Genomic DNA, 16366 nt, shown 5'->3' on the forward strand with positions numbered 1-16366 from the left:
CATCCCGAGGACTCCCTGTGCCCGCAACAAACACATGCACAAGGAGTAGTACATGGCAAACACAAACGGCCAACAGGTCGGTAAGAACCAAGGCAAGGGTGTCAATGACGCCGACAAACTGGCCCTCTTCCTGAAAATCTTCGGTGGCGAGGTGCTGACTGCCTTCGCTCGCCGCTCCGTGACCATGGATAAGCACATGGTCCGCACCATCCAGAACGGCAAGTCCGCCTCCTTCCCGGTCATGGGTCGCACCAAAGGCTACTACCTGAAGCCCGGTGAAAACCTCGACGACAAGCGCGGCGAAATCAAGCACTCCGAAAAGATCATCCAGATCGACGGCTTGCTGACCTCCGACGTTCTGATCTTCGACATCGAAGACGCAATGAACAACTACGACGTTCGCTCCGAGTATTCGGCCCAGCTCGGCGAAGCCCTGGCTCTGGCAGCGGACGGTGCCGTTCTGGCTGAAATGGCTGCTCTGTGCAACCTGCCGGCTGCGAACGACGAGAACATCACCGGCCTGGGCAAGGCTGTGGTCCTGCCGATTGGCGACAAGGCCGCCCTGAACGCCGACTCCGAGGAGATGGGCAAGGCGATCCTGAAGGGTCTCACCAAGGCCCGTGCACGTCTGACCTCGAACTACGTCCCGGCATCTGACCGTCGCTTCTACACCACCCCGGACAACTACTCCGCGATCCTGGCGGCCCTGATGCCGAACTCGGCGAACTACTCGGCCCTGATCGACCCGGAGACCGGCAACATCCGCAACGTCATGGGCTTCGTGGTCATCGAAGTTCCCCACCTGACCGTGGGTGGCGCTGGCGATGACCTTGCCGGCACCAACCAGAAGCACGCCTTCCCGGCCACTGCTACTGCTACCGCGAAAGTTGCACTCGACTCCGTAGTGGGTCTGTTCAACCACCGCTCGGCGGTCGGCACCGTGAAGCTGCGTGACATGGCCCTGGAGCGTGCTCGTCGAGCCGAATTCCAGGCTGACCAGATCATCGGCAAGTACGCGATGGGCCATGGCGGCCTGCGTCCTGAAGCCGCTGGTGCGTTGATCTTCAACGTCGCCTAACCCTCCCGAACCCCTTTGAGTCCGCAATGGCTCTTAGGGGTTTTTTTTATCCAGCCAATCGCAAGGAGGCACCCATGGCGCGCAGCTATGAGGCAAACCTTGAGACTTCGGACGAGCTGGCCGCCGTGAACGACATGCTGTCGGCCATTGGCGAGAGCCCAGTGAACACCCTTGAGGGGGACGCAAACGCTGACGTGGCGAACTGCCGACGAATCCTCAATGGGGTGAATCTCGAAGTCCAGTCCAAGGGATGGACATTCAACATTGAAGAGGACGCAACCCTTAACCCGGATGTGTTCTCGAAGCTCATCAACTGGCTCCCTGACTTCCTCTCAGTGAAGTCCCAGAGCGGAACCAGCATCTACGTGAACCGTGGCGGCTACGTCTACGACCGCACCGCGAAGACCGACCAGTTCACTGACCCGATAACGGTCAACCTGATTCGCCTGAAGGGCTTCGAGGAGATGCCCGTTCAGTTCCGCACCTACATCGTCGCCAAGGCCGCCCAGCGCTTCAACATCCGGTTCTTCGGGGCCGCTGAGATCGAGGCGTCTCTTCAGGTAGAGGTGCAAGAGGCGTGGCAGGCAGTGCAGGAGTTCGAGCTGGACTACGGCGCCTTCAACATGCTGGACGGTGACGCCTGGGTCGCTGGCCGACTGTCGCGATAGGAGGTCTCATGGGTCTCGTATCGCAGTCCGTCAAGAATCTGAAAGGCGGCATCAGCCAGCAGCCGGACATCCTCCGGTTTTCCAACCAAGGCGAGCTTCAAATCAACGGGTGGTCTTCAGAGGCCGAAGGTCTCCAAAAGCGACCGCCGACCACCTTCGTGAAGAACCTCGGGCCGGACTCCAAGTGGCCCGGTAAGCCGTCCATACACCTGATCAACCGGGACAAGGTGGAGCAATACTTCGTGGTCTTCACAGGCACCGGAGTTGAGGTGGTGGACCTCCTGGGGAACTCCTATCTGGTCCGTGGCTACAACGGCTATGCCAACTGCCCCCGCCCCAGGGAAGACCTACGGATGGTCACGGTGGCCGACTACACGTTCATCGTGAACCGCAACAAGAAGGTCACGATGGCGAACACCACCACCCACCCAGGCTACCCGGCGCTTACCTCAAGGGCCGTAGTGAACGTCCGGGGTGGGCAGTACGGGCGAACGTTGTCCATCACGATCAATGACGTTCAGGTTGCCTCCCTGGCGATGCCTGATGGCTCCACCGCCGCCCATGTGACCCAGACGGATGCCCAGTGGATTGCCACCCAGTTGGCCACCCAGATCAACACGACCGCCAAGTGGGCGGCTGAAGCGGGGCAGGGCTGGCTACTGGTCACCGCAAAGACCTCGGAGATGATCTCAACGATCAAGACCGCAGACGGTTATGCGAACCAGTTGATCAACGCATTCATCCATCAGGTCCAGACCTTTGCGAAGCTGCCGTTGCAGTGCAAGGACGGCTATCTGGTGGAGATCACAGGGGAGTCCTCGAAGTCCGGGGACAACTACTGGGTCCGCTATGACGCGAAAGGGGCCGTTTGGAAGGAGACGGTTAAGCCTGGGATCATCACCGGGGTGGACCCGTTGTCCATGCCTCATGCCCTCATCAGGGCCGCAGACGGGCAGTTCGACTTCCGGGCTCTGACCTGGGGCACTCGAAGCGCGGGCGATGACGACACCAACCCGATGCCGAGCTTCGTGGATTTCACGCTCAACGACGTGTTCTTCTTCAGGAACCGCCTGGGCTTCTTGTCCGGTGAGAACGTCGTGATGAGCCGGACCTCGAAATACTTCGACTTCTTCCCGGCCTCGGTTGCGGAGATCAGTGACGATGACCCGATTGACGTGGCGATCAGTCACAACAGGGTGTCAGTCCTGAAGTACGCCGTGCCGTTCAGCGAGCAGCTGCTCCTCTGGAGCGACCAAGCGCAGTTCGTCCTGACCAGTGCTGGCGTAATGTCCACCAAGACGATCCAGTTGGACCTCACCACGGAGTTCGACGTGAGCGACTACGCGCGCCCATTCGGGATTGGCCGTGGGGTCTATTTCGTCAGTCCTCGGGCCTCCTACAGTTCCGTTAAGCGGTACTACGCGGTGCAGGATGTGAGCGACGTTAAGAGCGCTGAGGACATCTCGGCCCACGTCCCGAGCTACGTGCCCAACACTGTGTTCGCCTTGCACGGCTCAGGCACCGAGAACTTCCTGACGGTGCTCAGCGATACCGATCGTAGCTGCGTGTTCATCTACAAGTTCCTCTACATGGACGAGAACGTTGTCCAGCAGTCGTGGAGCCACTGGGAGATGGGGGAGGGCGTCGAGGTCCTCAGCGCCTGCTGCATCGGGTCCTTCATGTGGATGATCCTGCGACGCCCCGGGGGCATCACCCTGGAGCGCGTCGAGTTCACCAAGGACACCGTGGATTTCAGCCACGAGCCCTGGCGGTCCTACATGGACATGAAGGTGCAGGTGAAGCCCACCTCCTTCGATGACAACGAATACCTCACCAAGATCAACCTCCGGGACCTCTATGGGTTCACTCCCGGTGAGGGCGACTTCTGGACCATCTCGGAGGACGGCGTGTTCCGGCTCCACGAGATGCCTGAGGGCGGCTGGGCGACTGACCCACTGCTTCGCCTGGATGGGGACATGACGGGCAAGTTCTTCACCATTGGCCGGGCCTACGAGTTCGCCTATGGGTTCTCCAAGTTCCTCATCAAGCAAACCGCAGACGACGGCTCATCGAGCACCGAGGACATCGGTCGGCTCCAGCTGCGCCGCGCCTGGGTGAACTACGAGGACTCCGGGGCCTTCGAGATCGTCGTGACAAACGGCTCCGTCCGGTACAGCTACAGCATGTCAGGGGGACGCCTGGGCTCCTCAGTGATGCTCGGCTACCCCAACGCCAGCACGGGCCAGTTCAAGTTCCCGGTCACAGGGGACGCTCGGCGCCAGGAGGTCTACCTGTTCTCCAAGGCACCTGTGCCCGTGAACATCATCGGCTGCGGCTGGGAGGGCAACTACCTCCGGCGATCCACAGGCGTTTAACCACAGGAGGCCCTTCGGGGCCTTCTTTCATTCCAACAACAAGGAGGTTCAATGAAGCTCTACAAAGCGAATTACCTGCACCTCTTCCAGGCGGCCCTGGCGCTTGCCCAGAGCGACAGAGACGAGATGGAGCGCGTGGAAGCTGGGCGCGATCCTGTGGAGGTCCTGACGGCATCGTCGAACGACCCCACGGTGATGCACATCTCCGACGACAGCGGAAAGGTCCTGGCAGTAGGGGGCCACCAGCACGGCCTCATCTGGTTCGTACACACTGTCCACGCTGAGGCCCTATCGGCTGCGCGCAAGGCCCAGATGCTCAAGCTTCTGCGGGGCCACCTACAGGCCATCAAAGAGGGCAACACGCTCCTCATCCCCTTCACCAATGTCGTGTCCAGCGAGAACAAGGCGCACATCAAGCTCCTTCGTCACCTGGGCGCCGTCTGGAACCCTGAGCCGTTCATGCACAACGGCCATGAGTTCCGGCAGTTCTACTTCTAAGGGGCCGCCATGTGTGAACCAGTATCTATCGCGATGGCCGTAGTGGCTGTCGCAGGGGCAGCCGCAGGCGCTCACGACAAGGCCAAGGCCGAGGGGCAGGCAGAAGACGCTCGCCGTAAGTCGCAGATCGAAATGATCAAGCAGATGAACATCGGCAATGCGGACCTCGCCCTGGAAGCCAAGGACAAGGCCGAGCAGGCGAACCAGCAGATGACCGAGATCAACCTCAAGTCCCTCAGGAACAAAGGGATGGTCGCGGCAGCAATCGGTGAATCCAACCTCGCGGGCAACTCCATGGACCGCATCGAGCGGGTCACGGACGCTGAGACCTCCAGAGAGAAGATGGCCGTTCTGGACAACTACCAGCGCGACTACGGGACGATCTTTGCGAACCAAGTCGGCAACGTTGAGAACACCAAGTCCCAGCTCAAGTCGAGTGCTCCGGTGTTCCGCACATCCAAGCTGGCCAGTGCGTTGAACGTGGTGTCGGCAGGTATGGGAGGTGCCGCTCAGGGCTACTCCGTGGATCAGCAGATGCAGGCAGGGAAGACCAAACGATGAACAGCATCAAGCAGGCCGTGGACGGCCAGGAACGTACTGGGGTCGAGAAGCTGCGCAACACCGGGCGCTTAGGCTACCGGGCAGCGACCTACGAGGCCCCGCAGCAAGGGGAGGGCATTGGGCAGGCCCTTCTTCAGTTTGGGCGCAACGCTGCGTCCGCCTTCGGCTCCTACAGGGACCATCAGCAGTCTATGGCCGATGAGCGCTCCAACGAGATTATCCGCAAGCTCACCCCGGAGCAGCGCCGACAGGCTGTGGCCAACGGGACACTCCTCTATCAGGACGACCCGGACGCCATGCAGGCCTTGCGGTTCAAGTCGGGCCGCAATGCCGCCTTTGAGGTGGAAACGGAGATCAAGGAGAAGATCGCCCAGGGTGCCTTCAAGACTCAGCAGGAGCTGACGGAGTACCGAAACACACGCTTGGAGGACAAGGCGAACCGCTATGCGGAATCTGTGGGGGTCGACCCCGCTGACGCTGACTACCAACGGGGCTTCAACGCAGACATCACCCAGCGCAACGCCGCGATCTTCGACGAGCACGCCAGGAAACTGAGCGAGCAGGCCCAGGCGATTGCCCAGATGGAGACAACCTCGGACCTTGGTTCGATGTTCTCCGACGAGGGATTCCTGCGATCCAGCTCGGCCCCAGGTGACTTCGCCAACTACTTCACCGCCAGCCTCGCCTCGGGCTCCATACCGACTGAGGGGATGGCTGTGAGCGTCCTTCGGGACTCCTTGGCCCAGAACGCCGCCCAACCAGGGGCCGATGTGTTCTTCAAGAACATCGGGGATCAGGAGGTCACCCTCTACGGCAAGCAGATGAAGGTCCGCGATATCGTCGGCCCCGAGGTCCTTGAGAACTATCAGGTCAAGGCGGGGGAGGCAGCCTTCAAGCGGAACCGCGAGCTGGACCAAGGGTTCACCTTCGGGCTTCAGGACGCTCTCGCCCAAAGCGACCCACATGTGGGGCTCTCGAAGCTCGCTTCCATGCAGGGGCAGCTCTACAAGATTCAGGACACCAACGTCGTGACCAGCCAGACGAAGGCTTTGGATGCGGCACGGGGGCGCCTGCTGGCCCAGATCGGTGAGGACTCGCAAAAGCGGATGAAGGCGATGGACAAACAGATCAAGGCGGACAACAAGGCGCTCCTGTTCGAGACCAAGTATGCCCAGCGGATAGCCGGCGACAACGTGTCTACGGATTGGCGAACCTACGAAACCAATGCTGACACTGGCGACTTCAAGGATGAGGACGCGGCGAACTTTGGGATCAAGAAGATCGCTGAGATCGACCGGATGAGCCTCCCCCAGGACGAGAAGGACCGGCTGAAGCTTGAGTACCTGCGGGCTGACTTCGGGGAAGGCCCCTTCAGGAAGCACTTCCAGACGCTCACCACGGACGCTATGAACCAGTTCCAGGGGCTCATCGTTGCCGAGTCCGCAGAGGTCAGCACCGAGAACACGGCCCGCATTCGGGACTTCCAGCGCATCTACCAGTCCGACCCGGCGACTATCGCATCGCTGTACCCGGAGGCCTCGGCGCTGGCAGAGCGGGTGTCCCTACTGGAGAAGTCCGGCTTCGGCATCGAGACCATGGTGGACGCTGAGCGCCGCAAGAAGGGCCTCAGCAAGGAAGAGCAGATCATTCAGGAACAGAAGTGGAGCGAAGTGCTCAGCTCTTCGGCCTCCAGCGTTCCCTATCTGCCCACACCGCTGCGCAATGCAGCTCGCACCCTCTACGACTCCGAGCTGTTCCGAACCGGCGACGAGGGCACAGCGCTGGCCACGGTCAACGACTGGCTCCGTAAGTCCACCGTGTCCTTTGAGGCCTCCAACGGGGCCGCAGAGGGCAAGACCGTGGGCGCTGTCCAGAAGCGAACCCTCATGGTCGACCCGCAGAACGCCGAGAGCTGGAGCGCAGGGCGAGACATCCTGAACCAATTCATCAGGGACATCGCCAAGGCGCGGCCCTGGATCAACGAGGGGGACATCACGATCCGTGAAACCCCGAACGGGATTGTCCTGAGCGACGCCGTGTCGTCTCTCAACCTCCCACCGATCTCCACGCAGTACCTCCGTCAGGTCTACGTCCTCCAGCAACAAGAGGCCGCAGCCAAAGCCAAGGCGCAACGCCAGAAGGCGGCTGACGAGAAGATCAACAGCTACAAGGCCGAGCGGAAACGCCGGCAAGACTCACCTTTCGGTGGTCTCGATCCGTCCACTGGAACCCTTGAGGGGGCTGCGGGCTTCCGAGACCGCTAACCCTTAGGAGAACACATGAACGGCTACGACAAGATCAAAGCCGAAGGTGGACCGTTTGACTCGCTCATTCAGTCCGCCTCGGCCAACTACGGGGTCCCTTACGACCTCCTGCACAAGCAAATCTTCCTTGAGTCGTCCTTCAACCCCAACGCCGTGAGCCCTACGGGGCCTCGCGGTCTGGCCCAGATGACCGCAGCCACTGGCTTGGCCTATGGCCTGGAGCGGGATGAGGACTTCTTCGACCCAGCCAAGTCCATCGACGCGGCGGCTCGCCACATGCGGGACAACATCCAGTTGGCCGGTGGTGACCAGCTCAAGGCGCTCCTGGCGTACAACCAAGGGGCGGGCCGAAAGGGCGCTCCTCAGCTCGATGCGTATGACCGTGGGGACTTCTCTGGGGTCAGCGAGGAGGGACTGAACTACATGCGCAAGCTGGCGGACGTGACCAACACCGGCAAGCGAGCCGAGCTGGACTCGTTCGTAAAGCCCGCAGGCGGATTTGAGGCACCCGCAGGCATCGAAGCGCAACCCACGGTGACACCGGGCAACTCCCCGGACACCTTCGCCTCCTTCGAGGTGGAGGGCCAGGACATCGCCCCCAAGGCACCGACCTTCGCCCAGGAGCTGTATACGACCACTGGCCGGACCGAGGAGGCCGGTATGTTCGAGGGCACCGGCATGGCCGCGAAGGAAGCCCTTCAGAACTCTGTGCTCGGCATGATGATCCGGTCGGTCAACCAAGAGGGTAATGCGGACTTCACGCAGTCGTTCACGATGCTTCGGGATGTCTTCAACGAGCCCTTGGATGGGGGCCGTCTGAGCGACTGGACCGACGAGGACTACGACAAGCTCCGTACCTCTGGGCTGGACCCGCAGTTCTACGATGTGGTCCTCAGGGGCTACAAGCGGAACTTCGACCAGAACCTTTCGCTCGCCCTGGAGAACCAGAAGCTCGTCCAGGCCCGTGATGGCGCCACCCTCGGTGCGCAGATCATCGGGGGCGCTGCTGGGATGATGGGCGACCCCTGGAGCTTGGTGAACCCGGCAAGAGGAGCAGGGGCTGGTTTGGCCTCTCGCTTGGTCGGCGGGGCTGCCGTGGGTGGCGCCCTGGGTGGCCTGTCGGAGCATTCGGCATCCAAGGCGTCAGGTAAGGAGGAGAACCTGGGGGCCGCCATTGCTGGTGGCGCTGCCTTTGGTGGTCTGCTGAACGGCATCATGGGTGCTCGCCCCGGGCGTAACTCCTGGGACGAAGGCGACACTGCCCTGGATGGGGAGCTTCTGGGCCCCGAGGCACCCCAAGGACCAGTAGGCCCCGGACTGAACAACGAGAAGCCGCTGCTGGAAAGCTGGATCGATGGGGACGGTAGTGAGGTCCCCGCGTTGACCCAGGAGATGAACCGTATCGGTGGGGCAGCAAGCCGCCTCCAGTTGCGTGAGCAGGCCCGCTTGGCGGGTGCTGAGGAGGACCCCGCCCGGATGCCCTTCAGGGAGGGCGAAGAGATAAAGGAGAGCCCTTCGGGTCCTTACCTCGACGTTCCCTTCGACAGCGAGGCCTCTCGTACCCCAGACGGTTCGATCCATAGCGGCGGGTCGCCAATCAACCCCAAGACCGTGGACACGTTCGTAGAGCTGGACCCCCTTGGCACCAAGGCCGTCCGTGGGTTCTCCCTGGGCAGCCTTTCGGAGATCGGCTACAAGCTGGGCTCGTCGGATAACCCTGACATGCGCGCTGTGGCGTATGACCTCTTCAGGTCCCCAACCGGCTACCAGACGGGCTCCAACGGCAAGTTCGGGGCAACCGCCTCGGACATCGCTGAGCGCCTGCGTTCTCAGGACAACGTGGCCCACAACCGCTTTGCTGAGCAGATCGACGAGGTGCTGAAGGACCCCTACTGGCAAGGCCGCCAGGGCTCTGAGGCCGCCAAGCGTGAGGCGATCAGTCGGCGCGTAGTGGAGACCATGGAAGCCGCCAGCCACGGCGAGAAGACCCAGAGCCTGACCCCTGCGGAGATGAAGCTGGTGGAGCAACTGCGGGAGCACATGGCCCAGAAGTGGGACTACATCGAGAATCCTGGGCAGTTCGGCAATCTGACCGCCCGGAGTCTGCTCGAAGAAACCCGCCATACCGGCTCCTACTACCCGATGCGCTATAGCACCGCTGCCAAGCAGGTCCTCCTGCGTCAGTTGGGCGGCCCCGAGGGTCTTCAGGAAGCCATTAAGCGCTCCTGGCTGGCCTCCTATGCGAAGCGTCCTCAAGTCCGCGCCAGGGTGGACAAGATGCTTCAAGAGACCGCAGGCGAGGAGAAGCTGACCCCAGAGGCCCTTCAGGCTGCCGTGGAGAAGTACGCCAACGACAAGGCTTACGGCATCAGCCACACCGAGCGCTTCAACCGCAGCCACATCGTCGAGGAGCACCTTCAGGATGGCGTAGGGGTCGAGAACAACGACTACCTTGAGGCCCGGAACCTGTTCGATTCGGACGTTCGGATCAACCTCCCGGACGGCTCTCTATTCAGCGTGGACGACCTTCGTGAGTTCGACATCATGCGGATCGTCCCGCAGTACGACCGTCGAGTTAACGGGGACGTGGCCCTCATGGGCGGCACCGGGAAGAGCACCAAGCAGCTCAAGTCGATGGCCATCAAGATGCGCCAAGGCGCTGCTCCTGGGGCCGACACTGCGGAAGCTGATGCTCTGATGGATGCCCTGAAGATGTTCACTGGGCGCGCTCGTCGTGACCCTGACGGCATCTGGCAGACCGCCATCCGCAGCCTCAACGACGTGGGCTTCATGACCAAGAACGCCTACATGGGTGCACAGAACATCACCGAGGCCGCCAGCCTGTTCGTTAAAGGCCACCAGCGGATGCTCCTCAAGGGTGTCCCTCTGCTCAAGAAGTGGACCACTGCCGGCGCAAAGCTGGCCCCTGAGGACATCAAGGACATGCACAACATCGTTTTTGGCCGGGAACTGGATGACCTCATTCGGCCTACCCGCCAAGACATCGTTGATCGACTCCGGGAGACCCACAACTACTACGGGTCCCAGGTGGCGGGCTCCGTGAAGTGGGCAACGGGCGAAGCTTCGGTGCGCTCTCCGTTCACTTGGCTGCTCCGGGAGACCGGCAACTACATCATGGACGCTGGCCGCCAGGGGCTTCTTGTGGACCTCATCGACCACACGTTGAACGGCCTGGAGACGAAGCTCTTCACCCCTGAGCGGCTGCGGTCGGCCTCGATCACCCCTGAGCAATTCAAGGGAATTCAGGACCTCATCCGGTCTCACTTCAAGCGCAACAAGAACGGCCAATGGCGTATTAAGGATACTGACAAGCTGGCCGCTGACCCGCGCTCAATGGACCTGTGGCGCCTGGGCGATGCCGTGGCTGACGAGACGATGCTGAGGCCTCACAAGATGTCCCTGGCACCCTCGAAGCAGTATGGCGCGGTCGGGGCGATGGTCCTTCAGTTCAAGATGTTCGTCCTTCGGTCGCTCAATGGGCGGCTGGTACGAGGCTGGATGGAGGCCACCCGCAACAGGCAGGCCCTCGATCAGACCTTCAAGGTCGCTGCGTCCCTGGCGCTGGCCACTGCGTTCTACGCTGCATCCACTCAACTGAAGGCCTTGGGACTGCCTCAGCGAGCCCGAGAGAAGTACCTGCGCGAGGCCTTGAGCCCGAGCATGCTTGCCTATGCGGCGATCTCCCGCAGCTCCCACGTAGGTGCGCCCTTCGGTGTCTCCAACTTCCTGAGTGCGCCCTTCGGTGCGGACCAAGCAGCCATGGTGCGGACCTCGATCCTGCCCCGTGAGCAGCAGCAAGCCCAGGATGGTCGGCCAATCCGCTACAGCCCACTGCGTTCCGACCTCATGACCGGCTTCATGTCCCGCGCTGCGGAGCAGATACCGGCGCTTGGGGTCGCTGCAAACGGCATCCAAGCGGGATACTCAGGGGCCCATCTCCTGGGCGACGAGAGGGGAGACCGGCAGGGCCACATGACGGGGCTCTTCAACGCCCTCAAGAACTTCGTCCCCAATGACCCTGTGAGTCAAAACCTGCTGCAACGGCTGGCACAGGATCAAGGCGTGGACCGGACGAGGTAACATAGCGGCTTTGCCCAACATGGAAGCCGTCCACGAATGAAAGCCCTGGGAATTCTGCTGGTGTCCGTCCTGGCCACCGGCTGCTCCTCCTTCTCCTCCAACATGCAAGTCGGCAATGAGCAGTCCTACCTGAGCCTCAAGGATCAGCGGGAGGCTGTCCGTGCCGTTCGCCAATACGATGCGCTCCCGAGCAACGCTGAGGTGCTGACCGATGTGTCTGCATCTCGGTGTCACCGGAGCTTCGTTGAGGACGCACCTGAGGAGTCGACCCTGCTGAATGACCTGAAGATCGCTGCGTTCGCCCAGGGCGCCGATGGCATCACGGCTGTGCAGATCACGAAGGAGTCGGCCCTGAGCCGGAATTGCTGGTACGTGCTCAACGGCTCCGCCAAGGCATTCGCCTTGCCAACCAAATGACACGCACATCGTTCACTGCCTGGGGCTGGCAGATCAAAAGCCCTCACTTTAAGGGGACCTTCGGGTCCTCTTTCTTTTTCCACACAAGGAGTAAACATGGCAGTTACGACTGTTTACACCTACGACCTCAACGGGAGCAAAAAGGACTTCGACGTACCTTTTGAGTATCTGGCCCGGCGATTCGTACAGGTGACCTTGATCGGTCAGGATCGCAAGACCCTCACCCTCAGTTCCGAATTCCGATTCATCAGCAAGACCAGCATCCAGACCACCAAAGCATGGGGGCCTGCGGATGCCTACGAGCGCATTGAGATTCGCCGTAACACCAGCACCACGGACCGCCTTGTGGACTTCGCTGACGGCTCCATCCTGCGCGCCAATGAGCTGAACATCTCCCAGGTGCAGACCCTCCATGTGGCCGAAGAGGCGCGGAACATGGTCGTGGACACCATTGGTGCCGACAACAACGGCAACCTCGACGCGCGCGGCCGGCGCCTCGTGAATCTCGCGGATGCTTTTGAGGCAGGCGACGCAGTGACGCTGCGCCAGGAGCAGGCATGGGCTGAAAGTGCCTTGAACAGTAGAAACGCAGCGAAGGCTTCTGAGGATGCTGCGCGGGCATCTGAGCTGCTTGCACAATCCTATAAAGATAGCGCCAATGCTTCCCAACTGAGTGCGAAGGAGTATCGAGATGCGGCTGATTTGGCGCGCGCCAGTGCTTCCGTTTCCGCGACATCAGCCGGTACATCAGCCGGCGTTGCAACCACGCAAGCCTCTAAGGCAGAGACTCAGGCAAACGGTTCCCAAGCCGCGCGCGCGGCAAGTGAGGGCGCGCGAGACATCGCCATCCAGAAGGCGGCTGAGGCCGCCGCAAGCGCTGCTGGTGTTGGCCTCCCAGCCGCAAAAGGCCCACGGTGGGTCCTTGCTCTTAACGCTGACGGCAGCGCTCTATCCTATGATCGGCGCTATCCCTCTTCTGTTTCAGACACCGATCCCTCGTCGCTTTTGGTTGCTGGGTCATTTGGCCTTGGCGGAACAGCGGTAAGCCTTGGCGCTGCTGACATAAACACCATCCAGGCGACCGGACATTACTACGTCGGAGGCGCGAGCAACGGTCCAAACGCTGCCTTCACTGGTTACATCACCCACGTAACCATCACGGTTGCTTCTCGGAGCTTTCAGCGCGCCGTTAGAAGAACCGATGGCTTTGAGTGGATTAGATATCAGGATGGGGCCGCATGGTCCAATTGGGAGCCGTGCTACAGCGGACTCTCGGTGCCCGCTCATATCAAGACACTGATGGTCAGCGCTTCAGCAGCCTCCGCTCGCACCGCCTTGGGCGCATCACAAGCTAAACGGAGGGTCCTCGTTGAGGAGGTCCTTTGGACCGGTACGCTGTCGGGTCAGCCGTTCACGGCACCCCTGAGTCGCGCGATCTTAACAGGTGAAAGCATCCGCATAGGACACACCAATTGGCCCTATGTGACCGTAGACATAACAGCCAAAAGGGGGGCTGGACATCGCTACTACTGGGACGCGAATTGCCGCGATGACTTCGTTGTAGCCGCCGACGGTACGTCCATCCAATTCACGGCTTGGCACAGTAGCTACCCACCTTCCTCCATCGCTGCCTTATACATCGAGGACTAACTTTGATTTCCATTGACTTCAACAACGGGGTGATCCAAGTGGCCCCCGTTGCTGGGGCGGCCGCTACTGACGCAGTAGGTCGCCTCGTGTTCGGCCTGACGTTTAACGAATGGTTCTACGTCACCGCAATCATCTACTCCCTCGTAATGACCGGCCTCGCGATCCATAAGGCCGTCAAGGGGGACAAACCCAAGGAGTAACCGTGACCCAGACCGTCCTTGAGCGCTTGCTTGAGGCCATCGACACCGAGACCGGTCGGAACATGTTGTCTGACCTCCGAGACCCGGAGCGTCGATCCCCTCAGCTCTACAACGCAATCAGCAAATACCTCGAACGACACAAGTTCGCCATCGCCAAGTTGAAGCCGGATGCCGGCCTCCTGGGCGAACTCGCCGCAGCCCTGGCAGAAGTGCCGGACCTGACGGACGAAGAAGAAACCCGCCACTAAACACCCACAAGGAATCTGAATGAAGGCCCTCATAGCGAAAGCTGTGGGGGCTTTTTTCGTTGTGGCTCTGGTCATCGGATTGACCTTCGCATGGGGCTACTCCGTGCGCGACAACGAGGCCCAACAAGAAGCCCTCACCGCTCAGAACACCTACCTGAAACAACTGGAAGAGCAGCGCAAGGCCGCTCAGGGAGAACTCGATGGAATCACCAAGGAATGGCAAGCCGCGCTGGCGGCGAACGAAAGGACTGCTGCTGGGACTGTGGCTCAGCTTCGTGCTGATGGTGTCCGGCTGCGGGTCGAACTCGCAGATGCCCGCGTGTGCGCAGTCACGGGTAACTGTGGACTCGACCCTGATGGCCGAGCCGAGCTATCAGACCGAGCTGCTGAATTTCTTGTCGGACAAGCCAAGCGCGCCGACGACCAAGTAAAGGCTCTCCAGAGCGTCATCCGGGTCCTCCAGAAGGAGGGCGCCAATGAGTGACGAGAAGAACCTCGCCCTGATGCGGGCCAATTTCGTCGCCTTCCTGTTCGTCCTCTGGATGGCCTTGGGGCTCCCGAAGCCCACCCGTTGCCAGATCGACATGGCCCGAAAGCTCAGCGCCGGGGATAACCGACGGTTCATCCTCCAGGCGTTCCGAGGGATCGGGAAGAGCTTCATCACCTGCGCCTTCGTGGTGTGGATGTTGTGGAACAACCCACAGCTCAAATTCATGATCGTGTCCGCCTCCAAGGAGCGCGCGGATGCGAACTCCGTGTTCATCAAGCGGATCATTGACCTGCTTCCGTTCCTCCATGAGCTGAAGCCACGGCCCGGCCAGCGGGACTCCACGATCAGCTTCGACGTGGGGCCTGCCAGCCCTGACCACTCGCCCTCGGTGAAGTCCGTCGGTATCACAGGCCAGCTCACCGGCAGCCGGGCGGATATCCTCATTGCGGACGACGTGGAGGTCCCGAACAACTCAGCCACACAGGCAGCCCGAGAGCGCCTGGGCGAGCTGGTGAAGGAATTCGACGCGATCCTGAAGCCGGGCGGGACGATCATCTACCTGGGCACGCCTCAGACCGAGATGACCCTTTACCGCGAGCTGGAGAACCGTGGCTACACGACCACCATCTGGCCGGCGCGCTACCCGCGTGACCAAAAGGACCTTGAGAACTATGGGCACCGCTTGGCGCCAATGCTGCTCAAGGAGCTGATGGAGGACGAAGGTCTCTTCTGGCAACCGACTGACCCAGTTCGATTCGACGACGAGGACCTGCGAGAGCGGGAGCTGTCCTACGGCAAGGGCGGTTTTGCCCTCCAGTTCATGCTCAACCCGAACCTCAGCGATGCCGAGCGCTACCCACTGAAGCTCCGCGATCTTATCGTGGCGGCCCTGGATGGCGAGAAGGCACCTCTGTCGTATCAGTGGCTCCCGAACAACGGGAACGCCCTGGAGGACCTGCCAAACGTCGGCCTGAAGGGCGACCGATACCACCGATACCAAGAAGCAGACTCAAGCTTCATGGCCTACCAGTCGCGCATCCTCGTGATCGACCCAAGTGGTCGGGGCAAGGACGAGACCGGTTATGCCGTCCTGTTCCAGCTCAACGGTTACATCTACCTGATGGAGTGGGGCGGGTTCCGGGGTGGCTACGAGGACAAGACCCTTGAGGCCCTGGCGAAGATCGGCAAGAAGTGGAAGGTCAACGAGGTGGTCATTGAGGGCAACTTCGGCGACGGTATGTACCTCAAGCTCTTCAGCCCTGTGATGACCAAGGTGCACCACTGCGCCATCACTGAGGTGAAGTCCAAGGGGCAGAAGGAACTCCGCATGGCGGACGTTCTGGAGCCTGTCCTTGGCAGCCACAAGCTGGTGGTTCAGGAAGCTGTGATCGAAGAGGAGTACCGGAAGGCTTGCAACAGTGACGGGAACTTCGACATCCGCTACTGCGGCTTCTACCAGCTGACCCGCCTGACCCGAGATCGGGGCTCCCTGGCACACGATGACCGCCTTGACGCCCTGGCGATTGGCGTTCAGTTCTTCGTGGAGAGCATGGAGAAGAACAGCGAGGAGGGCGCCTCTGAGCTGCTTCAGGAGTTCCTTGAGCACCACATGGAGAGTGAGATGACCGGCTTCGAGGATGCCCAGCGCATCGCCATGGACGGCTCTGATGTGACAATCCAGTGGGAGGACGATTGGTCCTTCCGATCAAACTACCTCGGCTGAAGCCCAGGAACCACGAGGGCTCCAAAAGCCCTCACTTTAAGGGAGGGGGCCTAAAGGTTATCTATGAGATAGCCCTTAGGTTCCCCTTTTAAA

The 16366-nt window shown here is 61.0% G+C and carries 13 protein-coding genes; all 13 read left to right on the forward strand.

Annotation, left to right across the window (positions count from 1 at the left end; translation table 11 throughout):
* The first annotated feature begins 52 nt into the window (after positions 1-52).
* The gene (locus WFQ67_RS10215) at positions 53-1078 is read left to right on the forward strand and encodes a hypothetical protein (RefSeq protein WP_337056763.1); all 1026 of its coding nucleotides are present in this window, start codon (positions 53-55) and stop codon (positions 1076-1078) included.
* Positions 1079-1152: 74 nt separating this feature from the next.
* Positions 1153-1746 (forward strand): hypothetical protein, encoded by a 594-nt coding sequence (locus tag WFQ67_RS10220; protein WP_337056764.1) that lies wholly within the window; start codon positions 1153-1155, stop codon positions 1744-1746.
* Positions 1747-1754: 8 nt separating this feature from the next.
* Entirely contained in the window at positions 1755-4121 is a 2367-nt protein-coding gene (locus WFQ67_RS10225; RefSeq protein ID WP_337056765.1) for a phage nozzle protein, read from the forward strand.
* A gap of 51 nt (positions 4122-4172) precedes the next feature.
* Positions 4173-4619: a phage protein Gp13 family protein gene (locus WFQ67_RS10230; RefSeq protein ID WP_337056766.1), complete on the forward strand. Its 447-nt coding sequence runs from the start codon at positions 4173-4175 to the stop codon at positions 4617-4619.
* Positions 4620-4628: 9 nt separating this feature from the next.
* On the forward strand, positions 4629-5180 hold the full coding sequence (locus tag WFQ67_RS10235; RefSeq protein WP_337056768.1) for a virion core protein, T7 gp14 family: 552 nt from the start codon (positions 4629-4631) through the stop codon (positions 5178-5180).
* Positions 5177-7444 (forward strand): hypothetical protein, encoded by a 2268-nt coding sequence (locus WFQ67_RS10240; RefSeq protein ID WP_337056769.1) that lies wholly within the window; start codon positions 5177-5179, stop codon positions 7442-7444. Before WFQ67_RS10235 ends, WFQ67_RS10240 begins: the two co-directional genes overlap by 4 nt.
* A gap of 15 nt (positions 7445-7459) precedes the next feature.
* Positions 7460-11545, forward strand: coding sequence for a transglycosylase SLT domain-containing protein (locus WFQ67_RS10245; RefSeq protein ID WP_337056770.1), 4086 nt, complete (start codon positions 7460-7462; stop codon positions 11543-11545).
* A 36-nt stretch (positions 11546-11581) separates the two neighbouring features.
* The gene (locus WFQ67_RS10250) at positions 11582-11962 is read left to right on the forward strand and encodes a hypothetical protein (RefSeq protein WP_337056771.1); all 381 of its coding nucleotides are present in this window, start codon (positions 11582-11584) and stop codon (positions 11960-11962) included.
* Between the two features lie 96 nt (positions 11963-12058).
* Positions 12059-13612 (forward strand): phage tail fiber domain-containing protein, encoded by a 1554-nt coding sequence (locus WFQ67_RS10255; RefSeq protein WP_337056773.1) that lies wholly within the window; start codon positions 12059-12061, stop codon positions 13610-13612.
* Positions 13613-13614: 2 nt separating this feature from the next.
* Complete coding sequence (locus WFQ67_RS10260; RefSeq protein ID WP_337056774.1) at positions 13615-13812, forward strand: type II holin; 198 nt, start codon at positions 13615-13617, stop codon at positions 13810-13812.
* A 2-nt stretch (positions 13813-13814) separates the two neighbouring features.
* Positions 13815-14060 (forward strand): hypothetical protein, encoded by a 246-nt coding sequence (locus WFQ67_RS10265; protein WP_337056775.1) that lies wholly within the window; start codon positions 13815-13817, stop codon positions 14058-14060.
* A gap of 19 nt (positions 14061-14079) precedes the next feature.
* Positions 14080-14544: a lysis system i-spanin subunit Rz gene (locus tag WFQ67_RS10270; RefSeq protein ID WP_337056776.1), complete on the forward strand. Its 465-nt coding sequence runs from the start codon at positions 14080-14082 to the stop codon at positions 14542-14544.
* Positions 14537-16273, forward strand: coding sequence for a phage terminase large subunit (terL, locus tag WFQ67_RS10275; protein WP_337056777.1), 1737 nt, complete (start codon positions 14537-14539; stop codon positions 16271-16273). Before WFQ67_RS10270 ends, terL begins: the two co-directional genes overlap by 8 nt.
* Positions 16274-16366: the final 93 nt, after the last annotated feature.

Origin of the sequence: Pseudomonas sp. USHLN015 (assembly GCF_037153275.1) — a bacterium.
Lineage (GTDB): Bacteria > Pseudomonadota > Gammaproteobacteria > Pseudomonadales > Pseudomonadaceae > Metapseudomonas > Metapseudomonas tohonis.

Coding starts and splice junctions, on each gene's coding strand:
- WFQ67_RS10215 (WP_337056763.1), top strand. CDS start 53: ATGGCAAACACAAACGGCCAACAGGTCGGTAAGAACCAAGGCAAGGGT.
- WFQ67_RS10220 (WP_337056764.1), top strand. CDS start 1,153: ATGGCGCGCAGCTATGAGGCAAACCTTGAGACTTCGGACGAGCTGGCC.
- WFQ67_RS10225 (WP_337056765.1), top strand. CDS start 1,755: ATGGGTCTCGTATCGCAGTCCGTCAAGAATCTGAAAGGCGGCATCAGC.
- WFQ67_RS10230 (WP_337056766.1), top strand. CDS start 4,173: ATGAAGCTCTACAAAGCGAATTACCTGCACCTCTTCCAGGCGGCCCTG.
- WFQ67_RS10235 (WP_337056768.1), top strand. CDS start 4,629: ATGTGTGAACCAGTATCTATCGCGATGGCCGTAGTGGCTGTCGCAGGG.
- WFQ67_RS10240 (WP_337056769.1), top strand. CDS start 5,177: ATGAACAGCATCAAGCAGGCCGTGGACGGCCAGGAACGTACTGGGGTC.
- WFQ67_RS10245 (WP_337056770.1), top strand. CDS start 7,460: ATGAACGGCTACGACAAGATCAAAGCCGAAGGTGGACCGTTTGACTCG.
- WFQ67_RS10250 (WP_337056771.1), top strand. CDS start 11,582: ATGAAAGCCCTGGGAATTCTGCTGGTGTCCGTCCTGGCCACCGGCTGC.
- WFQ67_RS10255 (WP_337056773.1), top strand. CDS start 12,059: ATGGCAGTTACGACTGTTTACACCTACGACCTCAACGGGAGCAAAAAG.
- WFQ67_RS10270 (WP_337056776.1), top strand. CDS start 14,080: ATGAAGGCCCTCATAGCGAAAGCTGTGGGGGCTTTTTTCGTTGTGGCT.
- terL (WP_337056777.1), top strand. CDS start 14,537: ATGAGTGACGAGAAGAACCTCGCCCTGATGCGGGCCAATTTCGTCGCC.